The sequence below is a fragment of the Maribacter sp. R77961 genome, from assembly GCF_044594925.1.
GTDB lineage: Bacteria > Bacteroidota > Bacteroidia > Flavobacteriales > Flavobacteriaceae > Maribacter.
Genome location: NZ_CP138991.1, coordinates 546454 through 568330 on the forward strand (window position 1 = coordinate 546454; position 21877 = coordinate 568330).

General features: G+C 36.9%; 22 protein-coding genes. 9 read left to right on the forward strand and 13 right to left on the reverse strand.

What is annotated here, in order from left to right; all coding sequences use genetic code 11:
• Nucleotides 1-5: 5 nt before the first annotated feature.
• Genes SJY09_RS02235 through SJY09_RS02245 form a run of 3 tightly spaced genes read right to left on the reverse strand, consistent with a single transcriptional unit; the run spans nucleotide 6 to nucleotide 2004 of the window.
• The gene (locus SJY09_RS02235; RefSeq protein WP_396637339.1) at nucleotides 6-542 is read right to left on the reverse strand and encodes an RsmD family RNA methyltransferase; all 537 of its coding nucleotides are present in this window, start codon (nucleotides 540-542) and stop codon (nucleotides 6-8) included.
• Nucleotides 543-1379, reverse strand: a complete 837-nt coding sequence (locus tag SJY09_RS02240; protein ID WP_396637340.1) for a DUF3822 family protein — start codon at nucleotides 1377-1379, stop codon at nucleotides 543-545.
• Nucleotides 1357-2004 carry a hypothetical protein gene (locus SJY09_RS02245; protein ID WP_396637341.1) on the reverse strand — a complete coding sequence of 216 codons (648 nt, stop codon included), beginning with the start codon at nucleotides 2002-2004 and terminating at the stop codon, nucleotides 1357-1359. Before SJY09_RS02245 ends, SJY09_RS02240 begins: the two co-directional genes overlap by 23 nt.
• Before the next feature lie 102 nt (nucleotides 2005-2106).
• Here SJY09_RS02245 and SJY09_RS02250 point away from each other — a divergent pair, with 102 nt between their 5' ends.
• From SJY09_RS02250 to SJY09_RS02275, 6 genes are all read left to right on the forward strand, one after another.
• Nucleotides 2107-3540 (forward strand): ATP-dependent RecD-like DNA helicase, encoded by a 1434-nt coding sequence (locus tag SJY09_RS02250; protein WP_396637342.1) that lies wholly within the window; start codon nucleotides 2107-2109, stop codon nucleotides 3538-3540.
• A 94-nt stretch (nucleotides 3541-3634) separates the two neighbouring features.
• The gene (locus SJY09_RS02255; RefSeq protein ID WP_396637343.1) at nucleotides 3635-4204 is read left to right on the forward strand and encodes a DUF4126 domain-containing protein; all 570 of its coding nucleotides are present in this window, start codon (nucleotides 3635-3637) and stop codon (nucleotides 4202-4204) included.
• An 18-nt stretch (nucleotides 4205-4222) separates the two neighbouring features.
• Nucleotides 4223-4936, forward strand: coding sequence for a 3-deoxy-manno-octulosonate cytidylyltransferase (kdsB, locus tag SJY09_RS02260; RefSeq protein WP_396638588.1), 714 nt, complete (start codon nucleotides 4223-4225; stop codon nucleotides 4934-4936).
• Entirely contained in the window at nucleotides 4927-5625 is a 699-nt protein-coding gene (locus tag SJY09_RS02265; RefSeq protein WP_396637344.1) for an HAD family hydrolase, read from the forward strand. Before kdsB ends, SJY09_RS02265 begins: the two co-directional genes overlap by 10 nt.
• A 7-nt stretch (nucleotides 5626-5632) precedes the next feature.
• Nucleotides 5633-6760, forward strand: a complete 1128-nt coding sequence (locus tag SJY09_RS02270) for an iron-containing alcohol dehydrogenase family protein (RefSeq protein ID WP_396637345.1) — start codon at nucleotides 5633-5635, stop codon at nucleotides 6758-6760.
• A 61-nt stretch (nucleotides 6761-6821) separates the two neighbouring features.
• Nucleotides 6822-7364 (forward strand): 1-acyl-sn-glycerol-3-phosphate acyltransferase, encoded by a 543-nt coding sequence (locus tag SJY09_RS02275; protein ID WP_396637346.1) that lies wholly within the window; start codon nucleotides 6822-6824, stop codon nucleotides 7362-7364.
• Here SJY09_RS02275 and SJY09_RS02280 read toward each other — a convergent pair.
• On the reverse strand, nucleotides 7354-7794 hold the full coding sequence (locus SJY09_RS02280) for a hypothetical protein (protein ID WP_396637347.1): 441 nt from the start codon (nucleotides 7792-7794) through the stop codon (nucleotides 7354-7356). The two genes, SJY09_RS02275 and SJY09_RS02280, sit on opposite strands and share 11 nt — an antisense overlap.
• Nucleotides 7795-8034: 240 nt before the next feature.
• Between SJY09_RS02280 and SJY09_RS02285 the strand changes: the two genes are divergently transcribed.
• A complete protein-coding gene (locus tag SJY09_RS02285) occupies nucleotides 8035-9072 on the forward strand; it encodes a hypothetical protein (RefSeq protein WP_396637348.1) in 1038 nt (345 codons plus the stop codon).
• A 65-nt stretch (nucleotides 9073-9137) separates the two neighbouring features.
• On the opposite strand, the gene SJY09_RS02290 is transcribed toward SJY09_RS02285, so the two are convergent.
• From SJY09_RS02290 to gcvT, 5 genes are all read right to left on the reverse strand, one after another.
• Entirely contained in the window at nucleotides 9138-9848 is a 711-nt protein-coding gene (locus SJY09_RS02290) for a YebC/PmpR family DNA-binding transcriptional regulator (RefSeq protein WP_396637349.1), read from the reverse strand.
• A gap of 81 nt (nucleotides 9849-9929) precedes the next feature.
• Complete coding sequence (locus SJY09_RS02295) at nucleotides 9930-10217, reverse strand: 4a-hydroxytetrahydrobiopterin dehydratase (RefSeq protein WP_396637350.1); 288 nt, start codon at nucleotides 10215-10217, stop codon at nucleotides 9930-9932.
• Between the two features lie 23 nt (nucleotides 10218-10240).
• Nucleotides 10241-11062, reverse strand: coding sequence for a sugar nucleotide-binding protein (locus SJY09_RS02300; RefSeq protein WP_396637351.1), 822 nt, complete (start codon nucleotides 11060-11062; stop codon nucleotides 10241-10243).
• A 1-nt stretch (nucleotide 11063) separates the two neighbouring features.
• Nucleotides 11064-11978 (reverse strand): glutaminase, encoded by a 915-nt coding sequence (locus SJY09_RS02305; RefSeq protein WP_396637352.1) that lies wholly within the window; start codon nucleotides 11976-11978, stop codon nucleotides 11064-11066.
• Nucleotides 11978-13063: a glycine cleavage system aminomethyltransferase GcvT gene (gcvT, locus tag SJY09_RS02310; protein WP_396637353.1), complete on the reverse strand. Its 1086-nt coding sequence runs from the start codon at nucleotides 13061-13063 to the stop codon at nucleotides 11978-11980. Before gcvT ends, SJY09_RS02305 begins: the two co-directional genes overlap by 1 nt.
• Nucleotides 13064-13194: 131 nt before the next feature.
• Here gcvT and SJY09_RS02315 point away from each other — a divergent pair, with 131 nt between their 5' ends.
• Nucleotides 13195-14811 (forward strand): aminopeptidase P family protein, encoded by a 1617-nt coding sequence (locus SJY09_RS02315; RefSeq protein WP_396637354.1) that lies wholly within the window; start codon nucleotides 13195-13197, stop codon nucleotides 14809-14811.
• Here the strand turns inward: SJY09_RS02315 and thrC are convergent.
• From thrC to thrA, 3 genes are read right to left on the reverse strand one after another with little or no spacing between them, the layout of a single operon-like run.
• Complete coding sequence (gene thrC, locus SJY09_RS02320; protein WP_396637355.1) at nucleotides 14808-16103, reverse strand: threonine synthase; 1296 nt, start codon at nucleotides 16101-16103, stop codon at nucleotides 14808-14810. The two genes, SJY09_RS02315 and thrC, sit on opposite strands and share 4 nt — an antisense overlap.
• Nucleotides 16103-17026: a homoserine kinase gene (locus SJY09_RS02325; RefSeq protein WP_396637356.1), complete on the reverse strand. Its 924-nt coding sequence runs from the start codon at nucleotides 17024-17026 to the stop codon at nucleotides 16103-16105. Before SJY09_RS02325 ends, thrC begins: the two co-directional genes overlap by 1 nt.
• Before the next feature lie 4 nt (nucleotides 17027-17030).
• On the reverse strand, nucleotides 17031-19472 hold the full coding sequence (thrA, locus tag SJY09_RS02330; RefSeq protein WP_396637357.1) for a bifunctional aspartate kinase/homoserine dehydrogenase I: 2442 nt from the start codon (nucleotides 19470-19472) through the stop codon (nucleotides 17031-17033).
• Between the two features lie 260 nt (nucleotides 19473-19732).
• Between thrA and SJY09_RS02335 the strand changes: the two genes are divergently transcribed.
• Nucleotides 19733-21277 (forward strand): NAD(P)H-hydrate dehydratase, encoded by a 1545-nt coding sequence (locus SJY09_RS02335; RefSeq protein WP_396637358.1) that lies wholly within the window; start codon nucleotides 19733-19735, stop codon nucleotides 21275-21277.
• Nucleotides 21278-21330: 53 nt separating this feature from the next.
• Here SJY09_RS02335 and SJY09_RS02340 read toward each other — a convergent pair whose 3' ends face one another.
• Nucleotides 21331-21732, reverse strand: coding sequence for an STAS/SEC14 domain-containing protein (locus tag SJY09_RS02340; RefSeq protein ID WP_396637359.1), 402 nt, complete (start codon nucleotides 21730-21732; stop codon nucleotides 21331-21333).
• Between the last annotated feature and the right edge of the window lie 145 nt (nucleotides 21733-21877).

Consider the following 21877-nt stretch of genomic DNA (forward strand, 5'->3'; position numbering starts at 1 on the left):
TTTTGCTATGATTTAAAAAAACTAAATACACTGCCGCCATATTTTCTAGCACGTTCAAAATAAGGGAGGTGTTCTAAACTAGTATGTTTGGAATGTTCTATTATCAATACCCCATCTTCCAAAAGCATTTCTTTTGAAAAGACCAATTCAGGGATTTTTACAAAATCTGTCAATTCCATGCTGTAAAAAGGGTCTGCGAAGATGATGTCAAACTTTTCTGAGTTTTTACTTAGAAATAAGAAGACGTCACTTTTTAAGGTTCTAATATCCAATTCTAGCTGTTTAGAGACCTTGTCGATATAATTAGTACAGCCCATATCAATATCCACAGCAAGGATATGTTCAACTCCTCTTGATGCAAATTCGTAACTTATATTACCCGTACCAGCAAAGAGGTCCAATACCCGCAAATCAGCAAAATAATAGCTGTTATTTAAAATATTAAATAAGGCTTCTTTGGCCATGTCTTTTGTTGGCCTTACGGGTAAATTTTTAGGCGCGGTTAGATTCCGACCTTTATGTTTTCCTGATATTATTCGCATTTATAAGGTGTTTAGTACAGTAAAGTCAATAGATTGGTCCTGGGGCTCACCCAGTTCCAAATGATGCGTAGCGTCAGGAGCAAAGATGGCGATATTCTCAATATAGTTGTAAGAGAGTTTATAGCGCTCATCATCTTCTGAGATATCGCCAAATAACTTTACAGGAACGGTTTCTGTATCCAATTCTAACTGTTCTAAAACAAACAAGAGGTAGTAGACGAAATCCTCTTTTGTTTCATAAAGAAAGCTGTTGTACAATTTGAGATTTTTAGCAGATGTTACCGTAATGTCTAACTGTCTTTTACCGACATTTACGTAACAAACCGCTTCTTTGTTTTTAGGATAATTATTCAGCAAAGACTGTACAAGTATAGATCCATTATGGAAAAAGGAAAATTCTCCGAAAAGGTCGTAGATATAATTATTGATGTTTGTGTAGGGTACATAAACATTAATAATATCTTGATTTTCTATTTCATCGTATGCCAAAGTATCGGTCGGTAAAACTTTGGTGTTGAATTTTAAGTAGTTAGAAAGTTCATTTACTTGGAACAAGGGCCTCGGGACTAAAGCAAAAAGTGTATTTCTATGGATAAGAACAACTTCGTCGAACACTTTGTTGGCTAAGTCATGTTTTTGAAACAATTGGGTAAGTTCTTCCAAAACTCTTATGGGGTTCAACTCCTCTGAAAACACCTGTCTATCTGAGTAAAGTATTTTTTGTGAAACCGTATCGGCCACACAAAAAGAAAGTCCATTCAAGCTAACCTGAATGGACAATTTCTTAAAATTTGTATCGGCTATATCTAAACCGCTATTTGTCTTCTTTTTTGTCATAAACTGATGGCCAGTTTCCACTGGTACTTACTTCCAGTAAAGAACCTACTACTATTTCACTTCCGTTAACCTCCTCAACACTCATTTGTGCGTTTTCTCTTGCTACAAGGTCTTTAGGTTGATCTGCTAATAAAATATTTTTTTTCACTTTCGCCTCAAAAACTGGTGCTCTGTAACCGCTTTTGTCAATAATATCGGCTTTCATTGTAATTTTCTCGCCAGGAACTCCAGGAACATCCATTAAACTCTTGTAACGGGTATCACTTTTATAAAGAGAATCTTTAACAGATACAAAAGCCAAGGTGTCTATAATTTTTACCTCTTTTAATAAATCAATTTGATAGGTTTCATCATACTGCATAAAAGAAGAATCTCTTTGTTGCGTGATGACATATTTGCCCGTATCTATAAATTTGATAAGACTATTAAAATCTTTTGCATATCTACCATTAACAGTTTTGTATGCTTCTTGCGAGTTTTTAATGTCCTTTAGCTTGGCGATTACTTGGCCAAAACGTTCTTGTTTAACTTTTTTAAATTCAATAGGCCCGGTAACCGAATTATAGATAAGGTAACCTAAACCTATACATGCAATCCAAAGTACAATTTGAATAATGGTCTTCATTTCTTTGAGTGTTAATTTAATTTAGTGGTTCTCACAAATCTACAATTTTTTTTTAATGAGAAAAGTTTTTGCGCTAAAAATCCTCTTTATCTTTGAGCATCCATGAAACCATTAACTGACGCCACTTTTTATTCGGAATTAAAGTCCAAATTTCCCCATATACCTACCTTAAAGCAAGAGATTGTGCTACAAAAGTTGGCCAGCTTTATCTTATCAAAGGTAAAGGAAGAGGTTTTTTTGTTGAAAGGCTTTGCTGGTACTGGTAAGACTACGCTAATCGGCACATTAGTAAATAGCCTTTGGAAAACAAGAATGAAATCGGTTTTAATGGCCCCAACGGGAAGGGCGGCAAAAGTGATGTCCAATTATTCCAACACCCAAGCTTTTACCATTCATAGAAAAATATACTTTCCAAAGAAACAAAGCGGTGGGGGAGTGCAGTTTGTTCTGGCACCAAATAAACATAGGGATACTTTGTTTATTGTAGATGAGGCTTCTATGATACCAGATACTCCGGCAGATTCCAAACTATTCGAGAACGGCTCGTTATTAGATGATTTAATGATGTTCGTGTATTCGGGGCATAACTGTAAATTGTTATTGATTGGTGACACGGCGCAATTACCACCGGTGCATTTACAATTGAGTCCGGCTTTGGACGGAGATAAACTGTCACTAAATTATAACAAAGAGGTAGTTCGTTTAGAATTAGATGAAGTCGTTAGGCAAGCTAAAGATTCTGGTATATTGGCAAATGCCACCATTTTAAGAGAGCAATTACAGGGCGATTATTATGATGATTTTAAGTTTGATGTAAACCCGTTTAACGATATTGTAAGGCTTATAGACGGTCATGAAATTCAAGAGGCTATAGATGAATCTTATTCCAATAACGGAAAGGAGGAAACTACCATAATCGTGAGGTCAAATAAGCGGGCTAATTTATACAACCTTAATATTAGGGAACGGATATTATTTTTAGAGAATGAACTTGCTGCGGGCGATTTTATGATGGTGGTCAAGAACAATTATTTCTGGCTAAAACCCAATTCGGAAGCAGGTTTTATTGCAAATGGTGACATTATAGAAATTTTGGAAATCTTCGCTTTTAAAGACCTTTACGGTTTTAAATTTGCAGAGGTAAAGGTGCAAATGGTAGATTACCCTAATATGAAACCCTTTGAAACTGTTTTATTGTTAGATACCATAAAAGCAGAATCACCTTCGCTGTCCTACGAAGAGGGTAATAGGCTCTATCAAGAAGTAATGAAAGATTTTGCACATGAAAAATCCAAATACAAGAAATTTCTTGGAGTTAAAAACAATAAATATTTCAACGGATTACAGGTTAAATTTTCATATGCTATTACCTGCCACAAATCACAAGGGGGACAATGGGAAACGGTCTTTGTGGAGCAACCTTATTTACCTAATGGTATAGACAAAGAATATCTTAGATGGCTTTATACCGCAGTCACTAGAGCCAAAAGGAAATTATATTTAATTGGCTTTAAGGATGATTTTTTTGTTGAATAGGAAAAGGTTATTTTAGTCATTTATAAAGAGTTGTAGCTTTTAAAAAAAAGAAAATTATTGAGAAGAATTTCCATTAAAAATGTAAAACCAAAGAATGACAACTGAAACTATACTGAGCATTTTTCTTGGGGTTGGCCTTGCCGCCTCGGTCGGTTTTAGGGTGTTTTTACCTTTATTCGCATTAAGCCTAGCGTCTTATTTTGGTGTTTGGGATTTGAACGACAATTGGGAGTGGATAGGAAGTTTGGTTGCTGTGTTGACTTTGGGCGTAGCTACCGTGGTAGAAATCTTTGCTTATTTCGTTCCTTGGCTAGATAATCTATTGGATAGTATTGCGGTACCCTTGGCAGCAATTGCAGGTACTGCGGTTATGGTATCTACGGTAGCCAATCTGGACCCGGTCGTTACTTGGTCTTTAGCGATTATAGCTGGTGGTGGCACGGCAACGGCCATTAAAGGTGCTGGAGCTACAGGAAGACTGGCATCAACAGCTACTACAGGTGGTTTGGCAAATCCAGTCGTTGCAACCGTAGAAACAGGCACCGCAGCTGTAGTTACGGTAGCTTCAATTTTTGCACCTATACTTGCAGCAGTACTTGTGATTATTATATTGACGATTATTTTTAGAATTTATAGAAGTTTAAGACCAAAGCAAAAAACATAGACAGTGAAGATAATAGCAATGATACCGGCAAGATATGCTGCATCTAGGTTCCCTGCTAAGTTAATGCAGGATTTATCTGGGAAGCCAGTAATTGTTCGCACTTACGAAGCTGCGGTCAAAACCGGGCTTTTTGACGAGGTTTATGTGGTTACGGACAGCAAAATTATTTATGATACCATAACAGAAGAAAGCGGTCTGGCTATAATGAGTAAAAAAGAACATGATTGTGGAAGTGATCGTATCGCAGAAGCGGTTATGGATATGAATGTAGACATCATTGTTAATGTACAGGGAGATGAGCCCTTTACGGATAAAGAGAGCTTAGCAGCTGTTATTGAGGTTTTTAAGGCGGATGCAGAAAAAGAGATAGATTTAGCCTCTTTAATGGTCAAAATAACAACGGATGACGAAATAAATAATCCGAACACCGTAAAAGTGATTGTGGACAATAGAAATTTTGCACTATATTTTTCCAGGTCGCCCATACCTTTTCCAAGAGCAAAGGGCGAACATACGGTCTATTATAAGCACAAGGGCATATACGCCTTTAGAAAACGTGCGTTGATGGATTTTCAAAGGTTACCCATGTTGTCTTTGGAAGCAACCGAAAAAATTGAGGCGATTCGCTATCTAGAATATGGTAAAAAAATTAAAATGGTAGAAACATCTGTCTCGGGAATAGAGATTGATACGCCAGAAGATTTGGAAAAAGCACAGGCTGCATGGAGATAGATTTTAATGAAATTAAAGTCATAGGGTTCGATGCTGATGATACGCTCTGGGTTAATGAAACGTATTTTAGGAAAGCAGAAGAAAAGTTTGCCGAATTATTGGAGGGCTATGAAACAAAGAATAAAATAGACCAGGAGCTCTTTAAGATGGAAATTAAAAACCTAGAGCTATATGGATATGGTATCAAAGGTTTCATGCTTTCCATGATAGAGTCCGCTTTGGAACTTTCAAACAATGAAATTTCTCAAGCAACGCTTTTGGAATTACTGAATCTTGGAAAAGAGATGATAGCCCATCCTGTGGAATTATTAGATGGGGTGGAGGAAGTTTTACGAAATTTAAAAGGTAAATATAGATTGATCGTACTCACAAAAGGAGATTTATTAGACCAAGAAAGAAAGCTGGTTAAATCTAATTTGTCAACCTATTTTCACCATGTTGAAGTATTAAGCGATAAAAAGGAAAGAAACTATAAAGATTTACTAGATCATTTGGAGATTTCCACGGAGGAATTCTTAATGATAGGAAATTCTTTAAAATCAGACGTATTGCCACTGGTTAATATTGGAGCAAGGGCAGTACATGTGCCTTTTCATACGACGTGGAAACATGAAGAAGTAGAGGCGCCAAAAGAAAAAAAGGGATATTTAACCGTCCACAAATTGGTTGATGTATTAGAATATCTGTAGTAGTTAAATGGAGATTAAAAAGAAAATAGTATTGAAGAAGATACCTACTAGAACTTCAGAAAAATTCAGGAACTTTCCTATGGTTCCGAGAGTTGTTTTTGGAAACGGAAGTTTTGACCAATTAGGGGATATCCTACTGCCAAAACGTAAACATTCCGAAGCACCTATTATTTTTTTGGTAGATGATGTTTTTGAGGGGTCGGCACTGATTCCTCGAATACCGAAAATTTTTTGTGACCAAATTATCTTTATATCTGCAGCGGAGGAACCTAAAACAGCTCAGGTAGATGCGTTAGTTGCTATGATCAGACAAGAATACCAAGAATTACCCTCAGGCATTGTAGGTATAGGAGGTGGAACACTTTTAGATTTGGCAAAAGCAGTTGCTATACTATTGACCAATAAAGGTAGTGCTTCGGAATATCAAGGTTGGGATTTAGTACATAAAAAATCTATTTATCATGTTGGTATTCCAACAATTAGTGGAACAGGAGCTGAGGTTTCTAGAACTACTGTTTTGCTGGGTCCAGAGAAGAAGCTCGGCATAAATTCTGATGAAACAACATTTCATCAAGTTATTTTAGACCCAGAACTCACAAAAGGTGTAGCGCACGATCAATGGTTCTACACCGGTATGGATTGCTACATTCATTGTGTGGAATCGTTAAACGGTACTTATCTAAATGCCTTTAGTCAGAGTTACGGGGAAAAGGCAATGGATCTGTGTAAAGAGGTGTTTTTGACAGACTTGACAAAGGCCGCATCTAGGGATAAGTTAATGATGGCTTCTTGGCACGGCGGTATGAGTATAGCGTACTCTCAAGTAGGTATTGCTCACGCTATGAGTTATGGACTTGGTTACCTATTAGGTGTAAAGCATGGTATAGGAAATTGTTTGGTGTTTCAACACTTAGAGGAGTTTTATGCTGATGGAGTTAGTACCTTTAATAAAATGATAGACCGACACCAGATTGAGCTTCCCAAAGGTATTTGCGAAAATTTATCCGAAATGGAATTCGATAAAATGATTTCCGTAGCCTTGAGCATGGAGCCGCTTTGGGAAAATGCATTAGGAGACAATTGGAGCGCTATAATAACTCCAGAAAAATTAAAAGCTATCTACCAGAAGATTTAGAACTCTTGTTAACTGTTTGTTGGTAAGCAGTCGAGAACAAAATCAATAAACAACATTATCGATGCAGCGAATAGCAAAGTTCATTTATTTTAAATTATTGGGCTGGTCTCTTGAAGGGGAGTTTCCTTCGCACCTGAACAAATTTGTAATTCCTGTAGTGCCACACACCAGTTGGTGGGATTTTTTCTTAGGACTTTTGATACGTAAAGTCTGGAATGAAGAGATAAATTATATTGGTAAGAAGAGTCTTTTTGATTCTCCATTAGGCTGGTTTTTTAAATGGACTGGCGGGGCGCCTATAGATAGAAGTAAAACTAACGATACGGTAAGTGCCACCGCACAAATTTTTGAAGAAAGAGAAATTTTTAGGTTGGCCTTGTCACCAGAGGGTACTCGTAAAAAAGTCGCGAAATGGAAAACAGGGTTCTACTATATTGCAAAGGCGGCCAAAGTTCCTATTGTACTCGTTGCGTTTGATTATGGAAACAAACAAATTAAAATATCGGAACCTTTTTCTCCGTCAGACGATATATCTGCGGATTTTAAGATTTACGAGGCCTTCTTTAAAAATGTGAAAGGTAAGGTGCCGGAGTTCAGTTTTTAGACCGTTCAATTAATTTTTTGGTATACTTTTCTTCTTTTTTCTTAGTGTTTCCAGGGAAGACCATTGTAGTACTGGAATAACTACTTCCAAAAGTGGCTGAGGCCAAATATACTTGGTCTAGGGCATCTAAAACTTGGTGATCGGATAATTCTCTCAATGGATGGGTGAAAACGGACCAAATTATCTCATCACTAAGCGCATATTTCACATCCAAGGCGGAGTGAAAGTTGGCCACTAAGGCATTTAAAATTTCTTTTTCACTCACTTCACCTCGCTTTACTATGGGTGTTATGATACGCATTCTATTCGCCTTTTCATCATAAATACAGAATATGGGGCTTTCTTTATAAAAGATATTATAAGAACTTCCATTTTCAACAACCGTTTCCGCAGCTTGTTCAAAAAGTTCACCTAATCTATCAGGGGTCATTTCTTGGCCTTTAGCTTTTGGTGAAAAAATTAATAGTAATAGTATTAATGTACATCTCATGAATCCTATTTTATATAAAGTCGTTATTCTTTACTAAAGATTACAACATACCTTTCCTAATTTCTTTTTGAAGTAAAATTAGGAAATCGATGAACTACTGATTTTTTTAACATTTCATTTAAAACTCCATAAAAAAGGCTACGTAAGTATGGGCGAAAAACAATTAAATCATTTAGTATTATGAACAGGAATTTTTTAAAAATCGGATTTTTTATAGGTTTAGGAGTGTCTTTGATTACCTCTTGTGACAAGGACGATGACAGTACTGATAATCCAGAAAATTTAGAAAGCACACAATTGTATGCTTCAAATAATAATGATGGAAATATAACAGTATATGATATGGTTTCAGGAGAAGTTAACACCCTGGCCACCACATCTACAATGGCAGAAGGTGTGTATTACGATGCGGATACGGACGAGATTATTCAAGCGTCACGCTCAAGTAATCAGTTGAATGCTTACACAGGAATAACCACCTTATTAAATGGAACGTCTATTAATGTTTCCGTTTCAGCAGCTTTTTCAAGTGAATCCTCATTGGAAAGCCCTAGGGATATAGCGGTAAAGGATGATCTTGTTGTAGTTTCTGATAATGCGGATGTAGATGGTGACGAAACCACTGCGGACGGACGTCTTTTTATCTTTACCAGAAGTAATGGAAACTTAACGCTAAGGAACACTGTGGTAACTGATTTTGCTCTGTGGGGAATAGAATTTGTTGGTAATGATTTATACGCCGTTGTAGACAAAACCAACCAGTTAGCAGTTTTTGCAAATTTCACGGCAACAAACACTACAAATACAACTGTAAGTGCTACAAAAACAATAGCTATTGAAGGTATCGTAAGAACACATGGCCTGGCTTATGATAAGGGAACAATGATTCTAACAGACGTTGGAAGTGCAATGGACGATGCAGATGGTGCATTTCATATTATTTCTGATTTTGATTCAAAATTCAATGGAGTTTCAGATGGCGGAATCCTTGTTGTTGCAAATAACCAAACAAGGGTTGCGGGTAGTGCCACTTCTTTAGGAAATCCTGTTGCTGCAGAATACGATGCAGATTCAAACACGGTATTTATAGCTGAGGCGGCTAATGGCGGAGGAAAAGTTTTGGCTTTTTCTAATGCTGATGCAGGTGGTAATATTTCACCATCGGTAAACAATAGTTTGTCCAAGGCATCTTCCCTTTACTTTTATAGCAACAAATAATAAAAGAATAATCTTAGTTGGTTAGGTTGTAGGTTGGATGGCCCGTTTTGAGAGACGGGCCATTTTTACTCCTGCATTGTATGATACACGTTCTGTACGTCGTCATCCTCCTCGATTTTTTCTAGGAGTTTTTCTACATCGGCCGTTTGCTCTTCGGTAAGTGCCTTAGTTACTTGTGGAATTCGCTCAAAACCAGAAGAAAGGATTTCAATTTCTCTATTTTCTAATTCTTTCTGTATGGCGCCAAAACTTTCAAAAGGAGCATAGATAAGTATACCGTCTTCATCAACGAAAACTTCTTCAGCTCCGTAATCTATCATCTCCAATTCCAATTCTTCTGGGTCAATACCTTCCGCGGGAATTCTGAAGTTACATGTATGATCAAACATAAACTCTACTGAACCAGAGGTTCCAAGGCTTCCGTTACATTTATTAAAATAACTTCGCACATTAGCCACAGTTCTTGTGTTGTTATCCGTTGCGGTTTCTACCAGTATAGCTATACCATGGGGCGCGTAACCCTCAAATAATACTTCTTTATAATCACCAAGACTTTTATCACTGGCTCTTTTTATGGCACGTTCCACATTGTCTTTAGGCATATTTACAGCCTTGGCATTTTGGATAACAGCCCGCAATCTCGCATTGGAATCCGGGTCCGGACCTCCATCCTTTACGGCCATGACAATATCCTTACCGATACGTGTAAACGCTTTGGACATGGCCGCCCATCGCTTCATTTTCCTTGCTTTTCTAAATTCAAAAGCTCTTCCCATGTGTTTTCTTTAAATTATGAATTCAAATTTAATAAAATATTAGAATGCTGGTTAAAAGTTGTAATCCGTAACGCGCATCCTCTAATCACTTTCAATTATTTCTTCAATACTCCTGGCCAAGGTGAAATCTTTTTCAGTTACGCCATTTGCATCATGCGTATTTAGTCGAATGTTTACCGTTTTGTAAACGTTACTCCAATCTGGGTGATGTCCTTGAGCTTCACATTCAAAAGCTATTCTAGTCATGACGGAAAAAGCCTCTTTAAAATCTTTAAATTCAAAAGTGGTTTCAATGGCACCATCAACATATTCCCAACCTTCTAATTGGCCTAAGTAATCTGCTATTTGTTTGTCTGTAAATTTTTCCATTTTAATTATTTTAGTAAATGATATCAATTCAAAACATGATGCTCTATGATGTCTTGGTATGTAAATCTAAGATTTTTAGGTAGTTTGTTTGTTTTAGGTAGTACTGCTAAATATCTATCTTCATTAGTGGTATATACTCTTTTGATAATTGGGTTAAAATTACCGACGCGTTCTAAGACCTCTTTTATAAAGTCTTCATGGTGTACTAAATCTGAACTACCTAAATGAAAAATCCCCGTTTTATTTCTGTTGATAAGATAATGAATTTGCTGTGTAAGCTTATCATCATTAGTAACATTTAAAATTAGATTGGGAAAAACCTCTACGGGCTCGTTAGCCAAAATCTGATTTTTCATTTCTTTTATCCTTGGAGAACTATTACCAAAAACCATAGGAACACGTAATATTCCCATTTTTTTTGATGGAAGTCTAAGAAGCATATTTTCTATTTTTATCTTTAAACGTCCGTAAACACTTTCGGAAAGGGTTTTGTCATTTTCGTACGAAGGATATTTACTGTAAGCATCAAAAACATTGGCAGAGGAAAGGAAGTAAAGTTTACAATTATTTTTGTTCAAGTATTCCATGATATGTTGATGGGCAATAACTTGAGCCGCAAAACTTCCTCGAAGGGCAGAAATGATAACATTAGGTTTAACAGCCTTTAGAATAGGAAAGATATCATCTTCATTTAAATCGAACCTAATAAATTGTTTATTGGATTCAAACGTTCTTCCCGCGTGGCAATAAGTGCCGTAGGTATCAAAGTAACCACGTAGTTCTTTGTAAATGGCATTCCCTAAAAAACCACTGCCACCGAGGATTAAAACTTTTTTATTTTCCAAACTAGAATATTGATAATTCGGTCATTGTAGTTAAACGCTCAAGAGCCTGCATACCACGTGCAGAATTCCCTTTTTTATTCAGTCCAGGCGACCATGTAGTAATGCAAAATTTATTGGGGAGCAGGGCAACGATGCCACCACCAACTCCGCTTTTGCCAGGTAAACCGACCTCAAAGGCAAATTCTCCTGCTTCATCATAAAATCCACAGGTTAGCATTAGTGCATTAATACGTTTTATTTGATTAATAGTTAAGTAACTCGTATTTCTCTTGCATTTTCCTCTGTTCATATAGAGGTAAAAAGTATCACAAAGTTGCTTGCAGCTCATACTTAATGAACATTGATGAAAATAAAAATCTAAAACATCTTCTACCTTATTGTTTAGATTGCCATAGGATTTTAAGAGATTAGCCGCAGCATAATTCTTGAAGCCAGTTTCTTTTTCAGATATAGCCACGCTTTCATTGTATGAAATTGTAGAGTCATCTGCCAGCTTTCTTACGTAGTTTAAAAAGTCTTCCTTAGGGTTTTTAAGTTGGGTAACCAAAATATCTGAAATGACTATAGCACCAGCATTAATAAAAGGATTTCTAGGAATACCGTTTTCTTGCTCCAAGAGCGATAGATGGTTAAATGGGTCACCAGAAGGTTCTACATCAACCCGTTTCCATATTTCCTCACCCAGTATACCTAAGGCCATTGAGAGTGTTAGTACTTTGGAAATACTTTGCACGGAAAACGCTTCATTAGCATCTCCTGCGGCATAGGTTTGTTGATTAGCATCAATGAGATGAATTCCAAATTTAGCACTACTCACCGTAGCTAATTCAGGAATATAGGAGGCTACAGTGCCAATAGCACTGCTGTTTTTTACCTCTTCGAGTATGCTATCAATATTTTTTTGAAAATCTGGCATTAGCTTTTGTAAAATGGTAATTTCACAACGGTAGCGGGAATAGCTTTCTTGCGAATTTGTATCTGAATTTTACTGCCTACTTTCGAAAAAATGGTTGGAACGTAACCTAGACCAATACCTTTCCCCATTGAGGGAGACATGGTGCCAGATGTTACCACCCCTATTTTTTTTCCTTGTCCATCAACGATGTCATAATCATGGCGTGGAATTCCTCTTTCATCCAATTCAAATGCAATTAATTTACGTTCTGGACCATGTGCCTTTTCATTAGCAAGTGCCTCACTGTTTACAAAATCCTTGGTGAATTTAGTAATCCAGCCCAGTCCTGCTTCAAAAGGTGAGGTAGTGTCATTGATATCATTTCCGTAGAGACAGTACCCCATTTCCAAACGCAAGGTATCCCTAGCTGCCAATCCTATAGGTTTTATCCCAAACTCCGCACCAGCTTCAAAAACCTTGTCCCAAACCTGTTTTACATCGGTATTTTTGCAATAAATTTCAAAACCACCAGAACCAGTATAACCAGTAGCCGATATGATGACATGTTCTACTCCGGCAAAATCAGCGACTTTAAAATTATAAAATTTTATTTCTTCCAAATTAACAGTAGTTAAAGACTGCATGGCTTCAACCGCTTTTGGTCCTTGAATGGCCAATAAAGAGTAATCCTCAGAAATATTACGCATATCGGCGTTGAACTCCGTATTGTATTTTGAAATATGATTCCAATCTTTTTCAATATTAGAGGCATTGACCACCAATAAATATTGCTCTTCTTTAATTCTGTAAACAATTAAATCATCTACAATTCCACCAGTTTCATTTGGTAAGCAGCTGTATTGCGCCTTTCCGATGGTTAGTTTTGAAGCATCATTGGACGTAACTCTCTGAATAAGACTAAGGGCACTGGGGCCAGCTATCAAAAATTCACCCATGTGCGATACATCAAAAACACCAACACCTTTTCGCACCGTTTCATGTTCTGCATTTACACCTTCATAAGAAACAGGCATATTATAACCTGCGAAGGGTACCATTTTTGCACCTAATGATTCATGAGTTTTAGAAAGCGCTGTATTTTTCATAAAGTAGTTTTATTTACGCAAATTTATAGAATTATTTAGGGAATCTACTTCGTGATAAAAAGATGTTTCCTAATTATTAATGCGGCCTATTTCTTAAAAAAATAGTAATTTGAAATTCTAAAAATAAATACATGTTAAAAAGATTTGCGTTGCTAGGTTTTGTTTTGTTATTCATACTACAAACTAAGGCACAAAATACGCCCAAGGATTTTCTCCCTGCCGAGTTTCATAAGACAAGAAGAGATAAGGTTCGGGAAATGATGCCAGCGAATAGTGTAACCATTTTTTTTGCCAACGCCGAGCGCAACAGGGCAAATGATGTAGATTATATATATCACCAAGATCCAGACTTTTATTATTTAACAGGGTATAAGGAGCCTAATTCAGTTTTGGTGTTGTTTTCTGAGGAGCAAACAGGGTTTAATGGTAAAACTTTTAATGAACTCATCTATGTTCAGGAGCGCGACCCTGAAGCAGAACAATGGAATGGTAAAAGACTTGGCGTAGAAGGAGTTAAAGAACAATTGGGTTTTGAAATGGCTTTTAATGGCAGCGAATTTTCTGCTATTCCTGTAGATTTTACAAGCTTTGATAAGGTTTCTTTTTTTGATTTTAAGAATGATTATCGGGATAAAGACGGAACGGAAGACCTCTTCGATTTGATTAAAACCTTTAAAGTGAAAGCAGATTATCCAGTAGATTACGATGCAACAAAACAACAGTTGTATACCATGATAACGTCAACATCTGTTGAAAATAGTGCCAATGTTGCCCAGACATTGGGCCGTTATTTAAACCGCTATTCTAATCTAAAAGAAGATGAATTTTTAAGTAGTTATGTAAATGCTACCGATGAAGGTTTAAGAAATGAAATAAAGGAGAAAGTTTTGAAGGTTCAGAAATCCAATAATTTGGATTCTGCTATTATTTCAGAAATTATGAATACGTTGAGAGAAACAAAGACAGATGAGGAAATGGTGCTTTTAAAGAAGGCAATTGAAATATCCGCAGTGGGTCAAATAGAGGTAATGAAAGCAATGCATCCCAATATGTCAGAGACCGAAATACAGGGTGTACATGAATATGTTTATAAAAAATATGGAGCGGAATACGAAGGCTACCCATCTATTGTAGGTGGTGGAAATAACGGCTGTATTTTACACTACATAGAAAATAATAAATTGGAAGTTGGTAATGACTTGGTTTTAATGGATTTAGGTGCGGAGTACCATGGTTATACCGCCGATGTTACGCGCACCATACCGGCTAACGGGAAGTTTACAAAGGAACAAAAACAGATTTATGATATTGTCTATGATGCTCAGGAGGCAGGTATAAAAGTTAGCGTTGTAGGAGCTCCTTTTCAAGCACCCGGTATTGCATCTAATGAGGTGGTGGCCAAGGGTCTCCTAAAACTAGGTATCATTAAAGATATTAGCGAAGCTAGAACTTATTTTCCTCATGGCACCTCGCATTATTTAGGACTTGATGTCCATGATAAAGGCACCTACGGTCCTTTTCAACCAAATACGGTGATTACGGTAGAGCCTGGAATTTATATTCCAGAAGGAAGCGATTGCGATAAAAAGTGGTGGGGTATTGCAGTGCGTATCGAGGACGATATCCTCATAACAGAAGAAGGACCTGTAAACCTTTCCGCGATGGCTCCGCGCACTACTGCCGCTATCGAGAAAATGATGAAACTACCTAGTCCACTAGACGATTTTAAATTACCTGCTTTGGACTAAGCGTGCAACAAGAAATTTTTTAATCCTTTAAAAGAGTCAATTTGTATTGACTCTTTTTCTTTGTCCATTACTTTTTGAATCTGTTTTGGTATTTCTAGTGCTTGCGCAATGGTTTCCTCTACCACGTCTAAAAACTTTACAGGGTGTGCAGTCTCCATAAAAATACCATACGTATCAGGAAATGATTCTTGATATTTTTTGAGGCCTAAATAACCAACGGCGCCGTGTGGGTCTGCGATATATCCTGTTTCTGTATATATTTTCAATAAAGCTTCTTTTGTTTCGGAATCCGTAAAGGAGTAGGAGGAGAGGTGTTCCCTTAAGCGGTCTAAATTATCTTGAAAGAGATGTCGTATTCTTATAAAATTGCTCGGGTCACCCACGTCCATTGCGTTAGATATGGTTGCAGAGGATGGTTTAGGGTTGTATTTACCCGTTTTCATAAACTCTGGTACGGTATCATTAACATTTGTAGCTGCAACAAAATGTTTTACGGGCATTCCTAATTTTTGAGCAACGATTCCTGCACAGATATTACCAAAATTTCCACTTGGAACTGAAAATACGATATCCTTTCCTTTTGATTTAGCTTGTTTGTAAGCGAATAAAAAATAAAATAATTGAGGTAACCAACGGGCTACATTTATAGAATTTGCGGAAGTTAGTTGCATATTTTCTAACAATTCCTCATCTAAAAAGGCAGTTTTTACCATTTTCTGACAATCATCGAAAGTGCCAGCTACTTCTAATGCGGTAATATTTTCACCGAGGGTAGTTAGCTGTCTTTCTTGTATATCGCTCACTTTTCCGCTTGGGTAAAGAATTACTACGTTTACTCCTTTAACACCTAAAAAGCCATTAGCTACTGCACCGCCAGTATCGCCAGAGGTAGCCACTAAAACCGTAACTTCATCATCCTTATCACGCGAAAAATATCCTAGGCAATTGGCCATAAAGCGCGCACCTACATCTTTAAAAGCCATAGTTGGGCCATGAAATAACTCCAAGGTAGCTACGTTTTCTTCGATTTGCACCAATGGAAACTCAAAGTCGAGAACATCAGCAAGAATTTCCTTTAGGTTTTCATTGGGGATATCCTTACTTACAAATTGATGAATGGCGTTAAATGCAATTTCTTGATTGGATAAATCTTCAATATTCTCAAAAAATGAATCTGGTAGGGGGCTAATACTTTCTGGGAAATATAAGCCTCTGTCCGGAGCAATACCTTTAATTACAGCCTCTTTAAAGGATACTTCTGGAGCTATTTTTTGTAAACTATAATATTTCATTATGCAATAACCTTAATTCCTTCAACATTTATTTTTGAAATATGAACGTCATAATCTATTCCAATTTTATCATATACCTCGCGCATGGAAAGTCCAACTTTTTCTGCGGTATTTTTACCTTTACTAAAAGAAAATATAGAGGGCCCAGAGCCCGAGATACCACAACCTAGAGCTCCATTTTCTATAGAAACAGCTTTTATAGCATCAAAACCTGGAATAAGAATAGAGCGTATGGGTTCAACGATGTGGTCTTCTAAAGAACGTCCAATTAGTGCATAGTCTTCTTTAAAAAGGCCTGCCACCAATCCTCCCAGATTACCCCATTGTTTTATGCCGTCTTCAAGACTAAGGGTAGTTTTAAGTATTTTTCTAGAGTCCGAAGTTTTAACTTCTATCTGAGGATGTATTACTGTAGCATATAAATCTTGTGGACTAGGAATTTCTATAATATCTAGAGGCTGGTAACTTCTAACAAGTGTAAATCCTCCATAAAGCGCAGGAGCAACATTATCTGCATGTGCTACACCACTTGCCAAACGTTCACCTTCCATAGCGAATTTTACCAATTCTAATGTTGAAAAAGGCTTTCCTAGTAGTGCGTTCATAGCCCAAACTGCACCTGTTGAACTTGCAGCACTACTGCCTATTCCGCTGCCTGCTTTAATTTTTTTATAAATCTCAATATCAAAACCACCGTCATAATCACTAGCCGTTAATAAGGCTAAGCCCGCTACACCGGCTACATTTTGAAGGGTTTCCATCGGGAGGTCCTGGCCTTCTAACTTTGTAATTCTAATTCCTTTTTGTTTGGTTTTACGAACAACCATTTCATCACCAACCGCATCTAAAGCAACGCCTAGGACGTCAAATCCACAGGAAATATTGGCTATGGTTGCTGGGCAGAATACCTTTATTGATTCCATTTTTTTAGAAATTACCGATTCTAATGATATCTGCAAATATACCTGATGCAGTCACATCTGCACCTGCACCTGCACCTTTTATAATCATAGGTTGGTCTGGATATCTTTCTGTATAAAATAAAACGATATTATCACTTCCTTCAAGATTATAAAAATCATGACCTTTAGGAATTTCCTGAAGGCCAACGCTAGCTTGTCCGTTTTCAAACTGCGCCACGTATTTTAGCTTAGCATCCTTATTGGCTGCCTTGGCATACATGTCTTGAAAACTTGTCTCGTATTTTTTTATTGAGGCGAAAAAATCTACATTATTATCGGTGTCTAAACTTTCTTGAGGAAGGAAAGAATCATTTTTAATATCTGATATCTCTAACTGATTTCCGCTTTCACGGGCAAGAATCAGAATTTTTCGCATTACATCTACACCACTTAAATCAATTTTTGGATCAGGCTCCGTATATCCCTCTTCCTGAGCCTGTTTCACGACATCATGAAAAGTTGTTTTGTCATTAAAATTATTGAATACAAAGTTTAAACTTCCAGAAAGCACAGCTTGTATTTTTAAAATCTTATCTCCGGATGCAATAAGGTGTTTTAAGGTGTCTATAATGGGCAGACCCGCACCTACGTTAGTCTCAAACAAAAACGGAGCGTTATAGGTACGTGCTAGTTCCTTTAATTCGCTATAGTTCTCATATTGTGAAGAGCAGGCAATTTTATTGCAAGTAACTACTGAAATACTATTACCAAGATAGTTGTTATAGGTACTAGCTACCGCATCACTCGCTGTATTATCAACAAAAATGCTATTCCTAAAATTCAATTGATTTACCTTCTCAAAAAATTCGGATTTATCGGCTTTTGTACCATTTGCTAGTGCTGCTTCCCAAGTTTTTAAGGTAATGCCGCCTTCATCAAAAATCATTGTTCTTGAATTTGAAATACCTATTACACGTAAATTAAGTTTTAAATTCTCTTTTAAATAGTTCTTTTGTTGGCGTATCTGGTTTAAGAACTTAGCACCTACGTTGCCAACACCCATAACAAAGAGGTTCAGTTGTTTCACATTCTCCTCAAAAAATTCTTCATGTAAGGCATTCAATGCCTTCTTAACATCTTTTTCATCAATGACACAAGATATGTTCCTTTCTGAGGCCCCTTGGGCTATAACTCTAATGTTAACGTTGTTCTTACCTAGTGTGCTAAACATTTTACCGCTTAGTCCTTGATGGTTTTTCATATTATCACCTACTAGCGCAACAATGGCCAGATTGTTTTCCGGAACCACTTTTTTTATGCGACCTCTGTCTATTTGAAATGTAAAAGCTTCATTAACAACCGTTACCGCCTTAGCTACATCATCTGCCGAAATCCCGACACATATAGAATGTTCTGACGAGGCCTGCGTAATAAGCACAACACTGATATTGGCTTGTGAAAGTACTTCAAAAAACTGTTTTGATATTCCTGGAATACCCACCATTCCGGGTCCTTCTAAGGATAGTAAAGATATGTTGCCAATATGACTTATACCGCGTACGGTCTTTCCTTTTTCATTCGTTGATTTTGTAATTAGGGTTCCTACGTCTTCTGGGCTAAAAGTGTTCTTTATGACAATAGAGATACCTTTTGACAATACAGGTTGTATAGTTGGTGGGTATAATACTTTTGCACCAAAATGCGAAAGTTCCATAGCTTCTTCATAAGATATATGGGCAATAGGCATGGCTTGTTTCACCAGCTTAGGGTTGGCAGTATACATACCGCTAACATCTGTCCATATTTCTAGGATTTTAGCATCTATTGTCGCTGCGTACAAGGCGGCCGTGTAATCAGAACCTCCTCTTCCCAAGGTGGTTGCTTCGCCGTCCGCCGATCTTGATATAAAACCAGGACAAACAACTATCTGGTGCGAGGAATTTTTAAAATAGGAAAAACAATTGGCATTGGTTTTTTCTAAATTAACCGTTGTTCTATTATTTGTGATAGTTGTTATAATAAGTTCCCTACTGTCCTTGTAAACACAGTCTAGGTTACTAATTACAAAATATTCACTTATGATAAATGAGGAAAGTAGTTCCCCGTATGAAACTATTTTATCAGAAAGTTTCGGGGTGATTTCACCTATAGAAAAAGCACCGTCTAAAAGTGTTTCTAAGGCATTTAGTTCCCCTTTTACAGTGCTGAGTACTTTACTTTGACCGCCAATCGGAATAAGGCTCTTAATTGTTTCCAGATGTCTGATTTCTATTTTATGAAGAATCTTCTTGTAGGAACTGTCTTGGTTTTCAGCTAGGGTTCCAGCTGTTATCAAATCATCTGTAACTCCGCCAAATGCCGAAACTACAATGATTATGTCATCATCATAAGCACTGATGATGTTCTTTATTTTTATAATATTTTCAGGGCTGGCAACTGAAGAGCCACCAAACTTTAATACTTTCATTTGAATAGGATATTAACTTCTTAAAAACGCTTGGTTTGTTTGATTGGGAGACGGAGAATAATAGTTTTTACCCCATAGGGGTGCCACATGCCATAGCTGTACCAGAAAGAATGGTTAATCTAGAAAATTCGGGATTAAGGCCTGTTATTACGGAGCTCATTATTACAAATAAAGTCCAAAAGTAGTACATTTGGTGCGCTAATCAAATGATTCTACAAATTTTTACTGAATCGTTAATTTTACCTAAATAAAACTAAATAATGAAGCTTTTTACCGCAAAACAAATCTATTCCGCTGACAAATTCACAACGGAGAAACAACAAATTGCTTCAGAAGAATTAATGGAAAGAGCGGCGATACAGATTTTTAATTGGATGCATTTACGAATGCAGGGAGCCCCGGTTAAGATACATTTATTTTGTGGTATAGGTAATAATGGTGGTGACGGAATTGCTCTGGCAAGACATCTTCAAGAACATGGCTATAATATCGCTGTTAATGTTGTTAATTATAGTGAAAAACGGTCGAAGGACTTCTTAATAAACCTTGATAGACTTAAGGATAGGAAAATATGGCCAAATTTTATGGATTCCGATTGTGAGTTTCCTGATATTGGTAAAGATGATATCATTGTAGATGCCATATTTGGGATAGGCCTTAACAGGAGCCCAGCGGATTGGGTGATAAAGTTAATAGGACACCTACACGCTTCAACAGCTTTTATCCTTTCTGTGGATTTACCTTCTGGATTATATGCGGACAGAATTCCTGATAATATGGATGCTGTGGTAAAGGCAAATTATGTACTAAGTTTTCAAACACCAAAACTCGTATTCTTTTTACCGGAAACAGGTGGTTTTGTAGAACAATGGGAGGTTTTAGATATAGGTCTCGATGCCGAATTTTTAATGAACGAAGAAACCGAGTATGAATTAATTGGTAAAAACGAGGTGCTGCCGTTATACATCCCCAGAGAAAAGTATTCGCACAAAGGTACCTATGGGCATTCACTTATAGTAGGCGGTAGCTATGGTAAAATTGGGGCGGTGCAATTGGCCTCAAGGGCTACTTTGAGTATCGGAAGCGGCTTAGTTACGGCATATATTCCTAAAAGCGGTTTTCATAGTTTACAGACAGCGTTACCTGAAGCTATGGTTATTACAGATGATGAAAAAGTTTTGTCTAAAATTAGCTTTGATATCTCGCCAACAGTCATCGGGATTGGAGTTGGAATGGGTGGGGCTAAAAAAACGACGGATGCATTTACCGAATTTTTAAAATTGAATCAATTACCACTGGTCATTGATGCTGATGGATTAAATATTCTTGCTGCTGAGAAATCACTTTTAAAATTATTACCACCAAAGACTGTTCTTACTCCACATCCAAAGGAATTAGCTCGTTTAATAGGAGCGTGGAAGAATGATTTTGAAAAACTAGAAAAAACAAAATTATTTTCGGAAACCTACGACTGTATTTTAGTGATAAAAGGCGCTCATACCATTACTGTATACAATAAAAAAGGTTATGTGAATACTACGGGGAATCCCGGTATGGCAACCGCGGGTAGTGGTGATGTTCTTACAGGAATTATTACCGGACTGGTGGCACAGGGCTATGACCCATTACATGCGGCCATTTTTGGTGTTTATTTACATGGTAAATCAGGTGATATAGCTATTGAAAGTAAAGCCTATCAAGCTTTAATAGCCTCGGATATTATTGAAAGTCTAGGTTTGGCTTATATTGACCTTTTTAAAGTGCCAGAAAATCAGGCACAAGCTGCAGAAGAAGGTTCGGAATAGTTTATTGTTGCCGCCAAAGGGTTTAATGCCTCCAAAGCTTGCCCTAGGATAGTTTACTTTGCTTTAACCCTGCGCTTTACCCATTTTAAGGCGTTGTCATATTCAATGAAAAACTTCATTGGTTTTTTGTAAAAGAGCTTTTCAATCTTAAAATTATGCATATCTATCTCTTTAACCGAGACTATGGCAAATGCTTTTAAGTTTTCTAATTCCTTTAGGTAATTGTAAATGGTAGGGTCAATAGCGTAAGAGTTTTTACGAAGACTTATAAATCCAAAGCTCTTGTTTCTAAAATGTATTTCTGAAATACCAATTATTTGATATGCTCTTTCTAAAGTAAGGGTAGCTCCCTCGTCAAAAATTGAAACCATGTAATTGTCAAAAACTTGAACTTTACCTATTTCTAGTTGATACTCTCTTACGATTACTTTTTTCTTCGCCGATCCAACGCTCATTGCCTTATGTGTTATAGTGTGTCTGGGACGAAAGTAGAAGTATCAAATACTTTCCGATAAAAAATTAGATTAAAAGCTCAAATATCGTTCGTACTGCTAATACCATTATTGATTTGTGAATCAATTCTTACGAAAAGTAAAATAT

What these genes read in the sequence shown, in the direction of transcription:
- SJY09_RS02270 (WP_396637345.1), top strand. Translation starts at nt 5,633, where the DNA reads ATGGAGATTAAAAAGAAAATAGTATTGAAGAAGATACCTACTAGAACT.
- SJY09_RS02235 (WP_396637339.1), bottom strand. Translation starts at nt 542, where the DNA reads ATGCGAATAATATCAGGAAAACATAAAGGTCGGAATCTAACCGCGCCT.
- SJY09_RS02340 (WP_396637359.1), bottom strand. Translation starts at nt 21,732, where the DNA reads ATGAGCGTTGGATCGGCGAAGAAAAAAGTAATCGTAAGAGAGTATCAA.
- SJY09_RS02295 (WP_396637350.1), bottom strand. Translation starts at nt 10,217, where the DNA reads ATGGAAAAATTTACAGACAAACAAATAGCAGATTACTTAGGCCAATTA.
- SJY09_RS02305 (WP_396637352.1), bottom strand. Translation starts at nt 11,978, where the DNA reads ATGCCAGATTTTCAAAAAAATATTGATAGCATACTCGAAGAGGTAAAA.
- SJY09_RS02335 (WP_396637358.1), top strand. Translation starts at nt 19,733, where the DNA reads ATGAAGCTTTTTACCGCAAAACAAATCTATTCCGCTGACAAATTCACA.
- thrC (WP_396637355.1), bottom strand. Translation starts at nt 16,103, where the DNA reads ATGAAATATTATAGTTTACAAAAAATAGCTCCAGAAGTATCCTTTAAA.
- SJY09_RS02265 (WP_396637344.1), top strand. Translation starts at nt 4,927, where the DNA reads ATGGAGATAGATTTTAATGAAATTAAAGTCATAGGGTTCGATGCTGAT.
- SJY09_RS02325 (WP_396637356.1), bottom strand. Translation starts at nt 17,026, where the DNA reads ATGGAATCAATAAAGGTATTCTGCCCAGCAACCATAGCCAATATTTCC.
- SJY09_RS02240 (WP_396637340.1), bottom strand. Translation starts at nt 1,379, where the DNA reads ATGACAAAAAAGAAGACAAATAGCGGTTTAGATATAGCCGATACAAAT.
- SJY09_RS02315 (WP_396637354.1), top strand. Translation starts at nt 13,195, where the DNA reads ATGTTAAAAAGATTTGCGTTGCTAGGTTTTGTTTTGTTATTCATACTA.
- SJY09_RS02250 (WP_396637342.1), top strand. Translation starts at nt 2,107, where the DNA reads ATGAAACCATTAACTGACGCCACTTTTTATTCGGAATTAAAGTCCAAA.
- SJY09_RS02245 (WP_396637341.1), bottom strand. Translation starts at nt 2,004, where the DNA reads ATGAAGACCATTATTCAAATTGTACTTTGGATTGCATGTATAGGTTTA.
- thrA (WP_396637357.1), bottom strand. Translation starts at nt 19,472, where the DNA reads ATGAAAGTATTAAAGTTTGGTGGCTCTTCAGTTGCCAGCCCTGAAAAT.
- SJY09_RS02285 (WP_396637348.1), top strand. Translation starts at nt 8,035, where the DNA reads ATGAACAGGAATTTTTTAAAAATCGGATTTTTTATAGGTTTAGGAGTG.
- SJY09_RS02255 (WP_396637343.1), top strand. Translation starts at nt 3,635, where the DNA reads ATGACAACTGAAACTATACTGAGCATTTTTCTTGGGGTTGGCCTTGCC.
- SJY09_RS02275 (WP_396637346.1), top strand. Translation starts at nt 6,822, where the DNA reads ATGCAGCGAATAGCAAAGTTCATTTATTTTAAATTATTGGGCTGGTCT.
- gcvT (WP_396637353.1), bottom strand. Translation starts at nt 13,063, where the DNA reads ATGAAAAATACAGCGCTTTCTAAAACTCATGAATCATTAGGTGCAAAA.
- SJY09_RS02280 (WP_396637347.1), bottom strand. Translation starts at nt 7,794, where the DNA reads ATGACCCCTGATAGATTAGGTGAACTTTTTGAACAAGCTGCGGAAACG.
- SJY09_RS02290 (WP_396637349.1), bottom strand. Translation starts at nt 9,848, where the DNA reads ATGGGAAGAGCTTTTGAATTTAGAAAAGCAAGGAAAATGAAGCGATGG.
- kdsB (WP_396638588.1), top strand. Translation starts at nt 4,223, where the DNA reads ATGATACCGGCAAGATATGCTGCATCTAGGTTCCCTGCTAAGTTAATG.